The 12,381-nt window shown below is 64.3% G+C and carries 11 protein-coding genes; 5 read left to right on the top strand and 6 right to left on the bottom strand.

The window, feature by feature from the left end; translation table 11 throughout:
• Positions 1-120: 120 nt before the first annotated feature.
• Positions 121-1,539, top strand: a complete 1,419-nt coding sequence (locus HY836_RS19015) for a putative bifunctional diguanylate cyclase/phosphodiesterase (protein ID WP_367114704.1) — start codon at positions 121-123, stop codon at positions 1,537-1,539.
• Position 1,540: 1 nt separating this feature from the next.
• Here HY836_RS19015 and HY836_RS13630 read toward each other — a convergent pair whose 3' ends face one another.
• The 5 genes from HY836_RS13630 to HY836_RS13610 all read right to left on the bottom strand — a co-directional run bounded on the left by HY836_RS13630 (position 1,541) and on the right by HY836_RS13610 (position 6,519).
• The gene (locus HY836_RS13630; RefSeq protein WP_290676704.1) at positions 1,541-1,921 is read right to left on the bottom strand and encodes a hypothetical protein; all 381 of its coding nucleotides are present in this window, start codon (positions 1,919-1,921) and stop codon (positions 1,541-1,543) included.
• A 121-nt stretch (positions 1,922-2,042) separates the two neighbouring features.
• A complete protein-coding gene (gene mmsB, locus HY836_RS13625) occupies positions 2,043-2,930 on the bottom strand; it encodes a 3-hydroxyisobutyrate dehydrogenase (RefSeq protein ID WP_290676702.1) in 888 nt (295 codons plus the stop codon).
• Positions 2,931-2,965: 35 nt separating this feature from the next.
• Positions 2,966-4,498: a CoA-acylating methylmalonate-semialdehyde dehydrogenase gene (locus HY836_RS13620; protein WP_290676701.1), complete on the bottom strand. Its 1,533-nt coding sequence runs from the start codon at positions 4,496-4,498 to the stop codon at positions 2,966-2,968.
• Between the two features lie 32 nt (positions 4,499-4,530).
• Complete coding sequence (locus HY836_RS13615; RefSeq protein ID WP_290676699.1) at positions 4,531-5,664, bottom strand: acyl-CoA dehydrogenase family protein; 1,134 nt, start codon at positions 5,662-5,664, stop codon at positions 4,531-4,533.
• Positions 5,665-5,742: 78 nt separating this feature from the next.
• Positions 5,743-6,519: an SDR family NAD(P)-dependent oxidoreductase gene (locus HY836_RS13610; protein WP_290676698.1), complete on the bottom strand. Its 777-nt coding sequence runs from the start codon at positions 6,517-6,519 to the stop codon at positions 5,743-5,745.
• A gap of 178 nt (positions 6,520-6,697) precedes the next feature.
• Here HY836_RS13610 and HY836_RS13605 point away from each other — a divergent pair, with 178 nt between their 5' ends.
• On the top strand, positions 6,698-7,708 hold the full coding sequence (locus HY836_RS13605; protein ID WP_290676697.1) for an AraC family transcriptional regulator: 1,011 nt from the start codon (positions 6,698-6,700) through the stop codon (positions 7,706-7,708).
• A gap of 42 nt (positions 7,709-7,750) precedes the next feature.
• Here the strand turns inward: HY836_RS13605 and HY836_RS13600 are convergent, their stop codons facing one another.
• Positions 7,751-8,812 (bottom strand): AraC family transcriptional regulator, encoded by a 1,062-nt coding sequence (locus HY836_RS13600; protein ID WP_290676696.1) that lies wholly within the window; start codon positions 8,810-8,812, stop codon positions 7,751-7,753.
• A 423-nt stretch (positions 8,813-9,235) separates the two neighbouring features.
• Here HY836_RS13600 and HY836_RS13595 point away from each other — a divergent pair, with 423 nt between their 5' ends.
• From HY836_RS13595 to HY836_RS13585, 3 genes are all read left to right on the top strand, one after another.
• On the top strand, positions 9,236-9,415 hold the full coding sequence (locus HY836_RS13595) for a hypothetical protein (RefSeq protein WP_290676695.1): 180 nt from the start codon (positions 9,236-9,238) through the stop codon (positions 9,413-9,415).
• Positions 9,416-9,510: 95 nt separating this feature from the next.
• Entirely contained in the window at positions 9,511-11,118 is a 1,608-nt protein-coding gene (locus tag HY836_RS13590; protein ID WP_290676694.1) for a TolC family protein, read from the top strand.
• The gene (locus HY836_RS13585; RefSeq protein WP_290676693.1) at positions 11,115-12,374 is read left to right on the top strand and encodes an HlyD family efflux transporter periplasmic adaptor subunit; all 1,260 of its coding nucleotides are present in this window, start codon (positions 11,115-11,117) and stop codon (positions 12,372-12,374) included. Before HY836_RS13590 ends, HY836_RS13585 begins: the two co-directional genes overlap by 4 nt.
• The last annotated feature ends 7 nt before the right edge of the window (positions 12,375-12,381 follow it).

Below are 12,381 nucleotides of genomic sequence, written 5' to 3'. Positions count from 1 at the left end.
GTTTCACGGCTTTGTTGTGCAGCATGACAGTGAGCGGGTCAATCCGGGCAAATTGGCTATGAGCTGCCAGGGCACTGCTTGATACTGGGTTGACCAAAAGCAGTCATCCATCATCCAGCCATGTCGCCGCCGCAGGGTCAATCCAAGGGGTCGTCAAGTCAACAGGGCAGCACCAGTGTGTGGCGCAGTCCGAGTGCCAAGCATCAACGCCGTATCGAATTGATGGTGCTGATCGGTTGCGGTTTCCTCATCACAGGTAGCCTGGGATGGGCCGTCGTGTTTGCCATCCGTGATCAGTGGTTGGCGGTGCCGGTTGAAGTAGGCCTGGCCTTCACCGGTGTGCTGGGCATCGTGATCGCTCGTCGGGGCAGGGTGCATGAAGCAGGCCTGATCGTGCTGGCCACGGTGTTTGCAGCCTTGGTGGGCATTTGCCTCCTGCTGGACATCCCGTCACCCGACGTACCACGTTCGACCCATCACCTCTTTCCGGCGTTGGGCGCCTGTGCGTTCATGCTCTTGCGCGGCAACAGCCTGTGGTTGCGTCATGGGGTGACGGGCACTTGCTTTGTAGCCTACGCTTTGTTCGATCTGCCGGGCGTGGGCATCCTGACCGCCTATGTGCAGCCTGATGACCTCAGGGCCATGAACGCCTGGGGCAATAACTTCTTTGCCATGGCGACGCTCTACATGGCCTTGCAGGTGATGCAGTCGGATGTGAGCGCTCGAAATACCTTGGAAAACGACCTGCGCACGGCGCTGGTCGAGGGCCAGTTTGTTCTCTACTACCAGCCGCAAGTCAGCGTGGATGGCCGCGTGATCGGCGCCGAGGCCCTGGTGCGCTGGAAGCATCCCCGCCATGGCATGGTGCCACCGGGTGACTTCATTCCGCTGGCCGAGCAGACGGGCCTGATCCTGCCTCTGGGCGAGTGGGTGATGCGCCAGGCCTGCACCCAGCTGGCCATCTGGGCGCGCAACCCGGCCACGGCCGCCCTGAAGGTGTCGGTCAACGTGAGTGCCAGGCAGTTTCGCCAACCGGATTTTGTGGCTGAGGTGTCCAACATCATCGAGCGTTGTGGCATTGATCCCAGCCGGCTCAAGCTGGAGCTGACCGAGAGCATGCTGGCCAATGACCTGGATGACATCATCGGCAAGATGGAAGCGCTGCGCGAGCGCGGTGTGAGCTTCTCGCTGGATGACTTCGGCACCGGCTTTTCATCGCTGGCCTACCTCAAGCGCCTGCCGCTGGACCAGCTCAAGATCGACCAGGCCTTTGTGCGCGACCTGCTGAGCAACGCCAACGATGCGGCCATTGCCAACACCGTGGTCAGCCTGGGCCAGAACCTGGGCCTGGAGGTGATCGCCGAAGGCGTGGAGACCGAAGGCCAGCGCAACTTCCTCACCTCGATCGGCTGCCACCACTTCCAGGGCTACCTTTACAGCAAGCCCGTGCCGGTGGCCGACTTCGAAGCCTATATCCGCCGCGTGGTGGAGGTACTGGGCGTGGGGGCTGCAGGCGAACTGAGCCCCAGCCCGGTGTGAATCAGAGGGTGATGTCCTTGCTCTGGGTTTCCCACCCATCCATCTGCCACTCCAGCTTGTAAGACGACGAGCCGATGTGATAGCCGATGCCGATGACGTTGGCCAGCTGGCCACCCTTGGCCGTGAAGAACACGCTCACGCCTTCGCTGCTGCTGCGCTTGCCTTCCGACACGTGGCACACGCCTGAGCCCTTGTAGGGGAACTTGTCATTGGCGCCGGTTTCGCCAACGTGGTTGGAGATGGCTTCAAAGGCCTTGTTGACGTTCTTGACCCAGGTGACGCTGCCCTGGCCAACCTTGCTCACCACGAAGGCGAGGAAGTCGTCACTGTCCATGACGCCCATCTTGTCCGTGCGTTTCATACCCCAGATGGTCAGTGCCATGATGCGATCCCGTGCTTGTGTGGAGTCGCGCCAAATGGCCCGACGATGCGGCGCATTATGTCGGGCGCATCGCCAGTGGGCATTGTCCAAAAGTCACATGGCCATGACGACGGCAGGGGCCTTACTGTGGTGGTTCGTACAGCTGGATGATGGACGAGAAGTCCAGCTTGCCCTGGCCTTGCTGGCTCCACATCTGATAGAGCTGTTGGGCCAGTGCGCCCAGCATCAGCGGGTGCTTCACGCCTTTGGCAGCATCCGTGGCCAGCCCCAGATCCTTGAGCATCAGATCGACGCCAAAGCCACCTGTGTAGCCACGCGAAGCGGGGGCCGTCTCGATGATGCCGGGATAGGGGTTGTAGGTGTCGGCGCTCCAGCAACGGCCCGATGAGGTGTTGATGATGCCGGCCAGCACCTGGGGGTCGATGCCCAGCGAGGCACCGAGAGACATCGCTTCGGACACACCGATCATCGAGATGGCCAGCAGCAGGTTGTTGCAGATCTTGGCCACCTGGCCCGTGCCTACCCCACCGCAGTGCACGATGTTCTTGCCCATGGCCTGCAGCACGGTTTGCGCCTGCTTGAACAAGGCCTCATCGGCACCGACCATGAAGGTCAGCGTACCGGCAGCCGCACCGCCTGTACCGCCTGACACGGGCGCATCGGCAAAGGGGTTGCCGTGTGCTGCGGCCTTCTCGGCCAGCCGGCGTGCGGTGGCCGGGTCGATGGTGCTGCAGTCCACGATGGGCACGCCCTTGGGTACACCGGTGAGCACACCCTGCGGGCCGGTGAGCACCGCCTCCACGTGGGCGGCCGCAGGCAACATGGTCAGCACGAAGCTGGCTTCGCGTGCAGCCTCGGCCGGGGTGCCCGCCGTGCGCGCGCCTTCGCTGACCAGTGAGGCCACGGCCTCCTGGTTCAGATCGAACACGGTCACGGCGTGGCCGGCCTTGACGAGGTTGCGGGCCATGGGGCCACCCATATTGCCCAATCCGATGAAGGCGATGTTCATGTGGTGTTCTCCTCGGCAGTTCAGTTCAATGCAGCTCAGCGCAGGCTGATGGTGGTGTTGACGCCCGTGTTGACGGTGCTGTCATCGAACCAGCGGGCCGTCACGGTCTTGGTCTGCGTATAGAACTGCACGACCTGCTTGCCATAGGGACCCAGGTCACCCAGCTTGGAGCCGCGTGAGCCCGTGAAGCTGAAGAAGGGCACGGGCACGGGGATGGGCACGTTGATGCCGACCTGGCCCACATCGATCTCGCTCTGGAACTTGCGCGCCGCGGCCCCGCTTTGCGTGAACAGGCCCACGCCGTTGCCAAAGGGGTTGGCGTTGATGAGGGCGATGGCTTCGTCCAGCGTGTCGACGTTCAGTGTGATCAGCACGGGGCCGAAGATCTCCTGCGTGTAGATCTGCATGTCGGTCTTGACGCCACCAAACACGGTCGGGCCCACGAAGTTGCCGCGCTCATAGCCCGGTACGCTGATGCCGCGGCCATCGAGCAGCAACTCGGCGCCTTCGGCTACACCACTGTCGATCAGCGACTTCACACGGGCCTTGGCGCGTGGCGAGATCACCGGGCCCACATCGGTGCCAGGCTGCACACCGGCATTGACCTTGAGCAGCCTGGCGCGCGCCACCACATCGGGCAGCCAGTCCTTGGCGGCGCCCACGAACACGCCCACCGAGGTGGCCATGCAACGCTGGCCGGCGGCACCGAAGGCCGCGCCCACCAGGGCGTTGAGCGTGTGCTCCTTGTTGGCGTCCGGCATGATCACCGCGTGGTTCTTGGCGCCCATCATGGACTGCACGCGCTTGCCATGCTGGCCGGCCAGGTTGTAGACGTGCGTGCCGACTTCGGTCGAGCCCACGAAGGACACGGCCACGATATCAGGGTGCGTGCAGATGGCGTCCACCACGTCCTTGCCGCCGTGCACCACATTGAGCACGCCAGCAGGCACACCGGCTTGCAGGGCCAGCGCCACCAGTTCCATCGTGGACATGGGATCCTGCTCGGAGGGCTTGAGCACGAAGGTGTTGCCGCACACGATGGCCATGGGGAACATCCACAGCGGGATCATGGCGGGGAAGTTGAAGGGCGTGATGCCCGCACACACGCCGATGGGCTGGCGCAGCGTGTAGGTGTCCACGCCACCGGCCACGTTTTCGGCGAACTCGCCCATCTGCAGGCTGCCGATCGAGCAGGCGTGTTCCACCACTTCCAGGCCGCGGATGATGTCGCCTTCGGCATCGGCCAGGGTCTTGCCCTGCTCGTTGGTGAGCACGGCGGCGATGCGCGGCAGGTTCTCGCGCAGCAGCGCCTGAAAGCGCAGCATGATGCGCATGCGGGCCGCCAGCGGCGTGCTCTTCCAGGTCTTGAAGGCGGCTTTGGCTGAGGCCACCGCGGCGTTGACTTCGTCGGCCGTGGCAAAGGGCACCTGGGCCAGCACCTCCTGCGTGGCGGGGTTGACGATGGGGCGGCGCTCGGTGGAAGCGGAATCCGTGAACTCGCCGTTGATCAACAGGCGCACGGTATGTGTGCCATCGGTATTGCCGTACAGGGCGGGGGTGATGCTCATGGGTGTCTGCCTCGGTATGTGTGTGGTGACGATCAGATGTGGCGTGCGATGACGATCTTCTGGATCTCGCTGGTGCCTTCGTAGATCTGGGTGATGCGGGCGTCGCGGTAGTGGCGGGCCACGGGGTAGTCCTCCAGGAAGCCGTAGCCACCATGGATCTGCACGGCCTTGGAGCAGACCCACTCGGCCGTCTCGGAGGCAAACAGCTTGGCTTGTGATGCTTCGGAGATGCAGGGCACGCCAGCCGTGCGCAGGCGGGCGGCGTGGTGCACCAGCAGGCGGGCCGCGTTGAGGCGGGTGTGCATGTCGGCCAGCATGTGGGCGATGGCCTGGTGCTGATCGATGGTCTTGCCGAACTGCACGCGCTCGGCGGCATAGGCCTTGGCTGCTTCCAGCGCGGCGCGCGCAATGCCCACGGCCTGTGCCGCGATGCCGATGCGCCCGCCTTCCAGGTTGGACAAGGCGATCTTCAGGCCCTCACCACGCCGGCCCAGCATGTTGGAAGCCGGCACGCGGCAGTTGTCCAGCGTGATGGCGCAGGTGTCCGACGCGCGGATGCCCATCTTGTTTTCCTTGCGCGCCACCGTGAAGCCGGGGGTGGCCGTGTCCACGATGAAGGCCGACAGGCCCTTCTTGCCCAGCTCGGGATCGGTCACCGCAAACACGATGGCCATGCCGGCGCGCTCGCCATTGGTGGTGAACTGCTTGCTGCCGTTGAGCACCCAGCCGTCGTCTTCCAACACGGCGCGGGTCTTCATGGCATCGGCTTCGGAGCCCGATTGCGGCTCGGTCAGGCAGAAGGCGCCGATGATCTCGCCCGTGGCCAGCTTGGGCAGCCATTGCTGTTGCTGGGCGGGCGTGCCGAACTTGAGGATGGGCACGCAGCCCACCGAGTTGTGCACGCTCATCAAGGTGGCACACGAGGCGCAGCCCACGGCCACTTCTTCCAGGGCCAGGGCGTAGCTCAGGTCGTCAGAGCGTGTGCCGCCCAGTTCGGCCGGCACCAGCATGCCGAGCAGACCCAGCTCGCCCATCTGCTTGACGACGGACGCGGGCAGCTGCCCGTCCTGATCCCATTGGGCGGCGTGTGGCGCCAGTTCGGCCTGGGCAAAGGTGCGTGCGGCATCGCGCACCATGCGCTGGTCATCGCTCAGTAGGGCATCCATGGTGCTCATCAAAGGCTTTCGGTTGGATAGCGTGGTTCAGGTTGGCGTGGCGGGTTGGTGTCGTGTCAGGCCACGTGCCTATTTGGCCGCCATGCGGATGCCGCCATCAATGCGGATCACTTCGCCATTGAGGTACTCGTTGTCCACGATGCTGCGCACCAGCGCGGCGAATTCGGCGGGCTTGCCCAGGCGCGAAGGGTGGGGCACCGAGCGGCCCAGCGAGTCCTGCACCTCTTGGGGCAGGCCCAGCAGCATGGGGGTCTCGAAGATGCCGGGGGCGATGGTCATGACGCGCACGCGGTCACGCGCCAGCTCACGTGCGGCTGGCAGGGTCATGGCCACCACGCCGCCCTTGGAGGCCGCGTAGGCCGCCTGCCCGATCTGGCCGTCAAAGGCCGCCACGGAGGCCGTGTTGATGATCACGCCCTGCGAGACGGTGGCATCGCTCGCATTGCCCGGCGCGCCCGAGGTGATCATCGCCGGCACGGCCAGGCGCATCATGTTGAAGGTGCCGATCAGGTTGACCTGGATGGTGCGGGTGAAGGAATCCAGCCGATGCGGGCCGTTCTTGCCGTGGATTTTTTCGGCAGGGCCGATGCCGGCGGCGTTGACCAGCACATCCAGGCGGCCAAAGCGCTGCAAAGCGGTCTGCACGGCGGCCTGACCGCTGTCTTCATCGCACACATTGGTCTTGACGTAGACCAGGTTCTCCGAAGGGGCAAACGTACCTTCACGTGGCTCGGCCAGATCGGCGATTACCACACGGGCGCCCGCCTGCAAGGCCATCTGCGCGGTGGCGGCACCCAGGCCGGACGCCCCGCCGGTGATCAGGAAGACACTGTCGGATACTTGCATGGTTTGTCTCTCTCGGTGGCTTGGGTAAGGTTGATGGCTGGGCGCTCGGCGCCTTGAACCGATCCTAGGCAGACGCCGCCCTGTTTTCGATGCCCAAATCCGTCAATATCGCTGCACGTTCCCGCCAGTCACTCGGTGCAATCCCTTGGGGCGCAGCCGTCTCGCGAAGGAGCCCGGCATGAAGCCCGAACGCGGCACCATCTCCATCCACTTCGTGCAGGAGGCGCTGCGCTGCGTGCAGGCGCGTGGCCTGGCGGTGGACGGCTTTCTGCAGCGCGCGGGCATCCCGGCGGCGTTTGTGAGCGAGCCGCTGTCGAGGGTGTCGCCTGCGCAGTTCGGCGCCTTGTGGCGCGACATCGCCCGCGAGCTGGACGACGAGTTCTTCGGCCTGGACAGCCACCCCGCCCGCCAGGGCACCTATGTGCTCATGTGCCACAGCGTGCTGGATGCCCACACCCTGGGCCAGGCGCTCAAGCGCATCTTCAGGTTCATGCGCCTGGTGCTGGATGACATGCACGGTTCCCTGGAGGTGGAAGGCGACCAGGCCGTGCTGCAACTGCATGACCGGCAAGGGCCCCAGCGTCTGTTCGCTTACGCGACCTTTCTGATCATGGTCTATGGCCTGGCCTGCTGGTTGACCGGGCGGCGCCTGCAACTCACCGAAGGCGCGTTCCGCTGCCCCGAGCCGGACGCATCGCCCGAGTACCGCGTGCTGTTTTGCGAGCAGCTTGAGTTCGATGCCCAGCAGACGCGCCTGTGCCTGCGTGCGGTCGATCTGCAACTGCCCATCGTGCAGAACGCCAGCACGCTCAAGTCCTTCTTCAAGGATGTGCCGGACAACTTCCTGGTCAAGTACCGCAACCCCAAGAGCCTGGCCGCCCGCATCCGGCGCCGTCTGCGTGAACAGCCGCCGGGGTCATGGCCCGATCTGGCCGTGCTGTGCACCGAGCTGCACTTCACCGAGGCCACTTTGCGGCGCCGTTTGAAGGAAGAGGGCCACAGCTACCAGTCGCTCAAGGACGATCTGCGGCGCGACATGGCCATCACGCGCCTGCAAGACAGCCGCCGCAGCATCGAAGACATCGCCATCGACCTGGGTTTTGCCGAGCCGGCTGCGTTTTACCGGGCCTTCAAGAAGTGGACGGGGGCCAAGCCTTCGGACTATCGGCAAGCCGTGGTGGATGCTTGAAGCGCCTGCCGGACTGAAGCACCTGCCAGGATGGGTTTGGCGTCAGGCCAGATCTGCCTGGGGCTCCGCGTCGGCAGGTTCGCCTCGCTTGGGGCCATGGCGGTACTCGCCGGGTGAGCGGCCCGTCCAGCGCTTGAAGGCGCGGTTGAAGCTGCCCTGGTTGGCAAAGCCCAGTGTGGCGGCGATCTCCGACAGGGGCATGCGCGTGTCCTGCAAATAGCCGATCGCCTGCATCTTGCGCACCCGCTCTACCAGTTTGCGAAAGCTCAGGTCCAGGCCGTCCAGGCGGCGCTGCAAGGTGCGTGCAGGCATGTTCAGGTCGGCGGCCAGCATGTCCAGCGTGGCCTCGCCCTGGTCAAGGTGCTTCTTCACCAGGGCTTCCAGCCTGGCCACGAAACGGCTGGCACCTTGGGCCATGGTTTCCAGTTGTTCCCGGGCCTGGTCATGCAGCATGCTGTGCACGAAGGTGTCCTGAGGGATGAGTGGCAGGTGGATATAGGGCAGCGGGCCCCACATCGAGTTCTCTGCCTGTTCGAACTGCACGGTGCCGCCGAAGAGGCGCTGATAGGGCGTGATGTCCTGTGGGGCCGGGCCGGTGAAGAGGCCATCGAAGCGCAGATCGTGCCGCCCCGTGAGCGAGCGCAGGTTCTGCCCCCAGGCCGTCAATGACAGTCGAGCCAGCCGATCCGATGCCTCTGGTGTGACCTGATCCAGGCGCAGATAGAAGCGTTCGCCTTCGATGCCCAGTTCGACCCGGTGCACATCGTTGAGCAGGTGGTGAAAGCGAGTCAGCGCGCAACCCAGGTGGTAGATCGTGCGGCTGGTCATCACGGTCAGGCCGACCACACCAGCATGCCAGGGCTGGAAATGCTGGGACATGCTGGGGATGAGGTCCCGCTGGCCCGTGCAGGCCTGGGCGCGGTCCATCGTGTCGCGCCATTCGCTCAAGGCGTAGCGCGCCATCGGATCGGCGTGTTCGATGCGCGCCAGGGCGTCTGCGTCATACACCTGAGCGGGATCGATGCCCAGGCTGCGCAGATAGCTGAGCATGAGCCGAACATAGGCCACACCTACTGTGCGATGAAAGCGACCGTCGATGACCATGTGATGCGCGCAGATCCGAGTGAGGATGGGGTGTGTTCAATGGACGCACATTGTTGGTGTTTGGCCGGAAATGTCATTACCGGAATGGGCCATTGACTGCCTTTGCTGACCGTTTGTGAGGGTAACTCCTGCTGGGACTTTCCAGGGATGGGCGCCCTTTCAGTCAGTCGTTAAACAACAGCCGTGCTAAGCACTGTTGGGTACCCGACAGTTTCGGGTTATCGCCAGGGCTTGTAGGTCGCGGCCTTATCTCATCGCGCCAGGTGCAGGCAAATGGCGCCATTGCGGAACACTTGTCTTGCAATGCACGGGGTTTGCCCTGCGTGAGGGAAGAGGTGTGGTTTCTAACATTTCATGGTGGATGCGAGGTGTTGATCGCCAAGTGCCACATCACCTTTATCACTAACATCATTGGAACGAGCTATGCGTACTTTGACCGTGCAAGAACTGAACGCCGTGAGCGGCGCTGCCATCACCCTGCCTACAGTCGGTGTCACCACTGGTGGTCTGACTTTCACCACCAACGGCAACACCACGACCGTGAGCTGGAAGCAGATCAACGATCTCGTCAAGTTCATCTCGAACCTGATTGGCAAGCTGTAAATAGCGGGACCAAGCAGCGGTCTGACGGGGCCCGAGCCTCGTTCGATCAGGCTGTTGGCCCTGAATACCCATGCGAACGAGGCTCCGGCCTCCGCATGGGTTTCGTGTTTCTGGATGACGATGTGAGTGAGTTGAAGTTGGTAAAGCACCCTGGTGGACGGGCCAGCTCGAACCGTTTGAACCATCTGACTGACCTGGCAGGCGTCGCGCTGGTCTTGGTCGGTCTGGGAGGCGCTTCCCGTTTGTGCGTGGCCGCTGGCGAGGTGGGGCCCACCGGTGCGATCGCCATGGCTGAGCGGATGGACATGCGCGGCATGAGTTTGCGCCTGAGCCCTATCGTGTCGATGCCGCCTTTCGCGCATGGCAGCTCGAGCCAGGTGGACGCAGAGAACGACCCCGCCGCCTTGTCGTGGTCGGAGGCGCTGACGCTGGTCGCTCAGCAATCCAGCCTGGTGCGGGCAGCCGTGGCCCAGGCTCAAGCCCAGGGTGGCGTGGCTCGGCAAGCGTGGGCGCAGGCCTACATGCCGCGCCTTGATCTGAGCGCGCAATGGCAACACGATGAGCTGCGTACCCAGTACGAAACCACCCGCAAGCCCAGCTCCAGTGCTGGCGTGCAGGCCAGTGTGCCACTTTGGCATGGCGCCGATCGCGCCACCGAACAGGCGCAGAGCGCGCTGGCAGAACGTGCGATCTGGCAGGCACGGTTGGCGCGCATGGTCGCCGCGCGCGACGTGAGCCGGTCCTATCTGCTGGCCGTGGAGGCTGCGGCCCAACTTGAGCTGATGCGGGAGCAGCAAGCGATCCTGGCGGCGCAGTTGCGCGTCAATGAGCAGCGCTTGAAGGGCGGCGTCGGGACCTCGCTGGACACGCTGGAAACCGCGACCCGACTGGACCAGTTGCAGGCAGACCTGCATGATCGGCAAGGCCAGTACGAGTCTCAACGCCTGGCGCTGGGCCGGCTGCTGGGGCAGAACGTGCCCCAGGTGGCCAGTCTGAATCTGCATGGCGTACAGGATGAGGATGGTGGCACCCTTGTGGTCGAACCCCTGAACGAGGCCTTGGCCCGTGTGCCCGATCGCAGCCTGCCGGTGCAGGAGGCGCAAGCCCTGGTGCGTTCGGCCAGGATGGATATCGAGGCCCGCCGGGCTGAAACCTGGCATCCCAGCATTGATGCCGTAGCCGGGCTCAATCGGGCCAGGCAGATCACCAAGTCAGCAGACAGCCATGACACCCTGAACTACACCGAGCGCACGCTGGGCGTCCAGCTCAGCATGCCGCTTTACAGCGGTGGGAGGCAGTCCGCGCGTAATCAAGAGTCAGCAGCCTTGTTGATCAAGGCCGAAGCCGAGCGTGATGACGCACTGGCACGCGCCCAGGCCGAGTTGCAGGACGCCTATCAGCGCCTGACGCAGTACCAACGCCAGGTGCGTGCGTTGCGCGAAGTGGCGACGACTGCCCAAGCCACGCTGGAGGCGTTGCAGCGCGCTTTCGTCGCGGGCTATCGCTCCAATCTGGACTTGCTCAATGCGCAGCAACAGCTCATCGCCACGCGCTCGCAAAGCGTGAGTGCACGCATCAATGTGCTGCTGGCGCAGGTAGACATCCTCAGCCAGACCGAACAATTGGATGCCGCCACGGTGGCCCCTTTGTCGGCGCGGATGTCCCTCTCCAGTCCTCATCACGTCATGAAAGATCTGCCATGAGCAGTGAACTGTTTCGCCAGGAAGCTCTGGCAGCCAAACAGGACGCACACGGCATGGCCCTGGGCATTCGCCCGGTGTCTGCGCCTCGCCTGACCGCGTTCTTTGTCGGGCTGGCGCTGGCCGTGCTGGCCTTGTTGATCCTGGGTTCGTACACCAAGAAAGAGCGCGTGGGCGGCGTTGTGCAGGCTCAGCAGGGCGTGGCGCTGATCGTACCCGCGCAGGGGCAGCAAGGCGGCGGCATCATCAAGCGTGTGTTGGTCAGAGAAGGCCAGCACGTGAAGGCGGGTGATGTGATCGCCGAAGTGTCACTGGAGCGCTTCAGCGATGAGGGCAGTACCGATGCCTTGCTGGAGCAAAACCTGCTGGCCCAGCATCGGCGCCTGGAGAACCAGGCCGAAGGGCAGCAGCAGATCGGGCAGGCGACGCGCAGCGCCTTGGAGGAGCGCATACGCCATGCACGCCATGACCTGGAAACCTTGAATGAAGAGATCCGCCTGCAGGAGCAGCAGATCGCGACCTCGCGCCGCATGGTCGATCAACTGCAGCCCTTGCTGGCCGATCGCGTCATCTCCGAATTGCAGTTCGAGCAGCAACGCGCACAGTTGCTTGATCAGCAGGCCCGCTTGCAGACGCTCAAGCGTCAGCGAGCGGCCGCCGATGGCGACGCCGCGCAGGCCGGCGAAGAACTGCGCCGCGTGGCCGGGCAGACACGGGTGGACCGTTCCGGCCTGGAGCGCGATTTGCTGACACTGCAGCAAGAGCAGGTGCAAAGGCGCGCCCAGCGCATCACCCTGATCAAGTCCCCGATCGACGGGGTGGTGTCGGGCCTGATGGCCACGCCCGGGCAGGCCTTGAGCGCCACGGGCGTGTTGGCCTCGGTGGTGCCCGAGCGAGCGGCTCTGGAAGCCACGCTGTATGTGCCCAGCACGGCAGTGGGCTTCATCAAGGCCGGCCAGGTGGTGCGCGTGAGCTATGACGCTTACCCCTATCAACGCTTTGGGCAGTACCGAGGCGTGGTGCGCAGTGTGTCGCAGACCGATGTGCCGGTGCAGCGCAGCAGCCAGGGCGGCGATGACAAGGACCGGCGCGCCGTCTTTCTGGTCAAGGTGACGCTGGACAAGGACACCGTCACGGCCTACGGCACGGAGCTGCGTCTGCACCCTGGCCTGACCTTGAGTGCCGACATCGAGATCGACCGCCGCCCCTTGTACCGCTGGATGCTGGACCCGCTGTTCGCCTTCACGGGCCGCCTTTGATTGAGCT

It is taken from the genome of Aquabacterium sp., from assembly GCF_016234775.1.
In the GTDB taxonomy this organism is placed as follows: Bacteria; Pseudomonadota; Gammaproteobacteria; order Burkholderiales; family Burkholderiaceae_C; genus Aquabacterium.
This window is presented reverse-complemented; position numbering and strand designations above follow the sequence as displayed.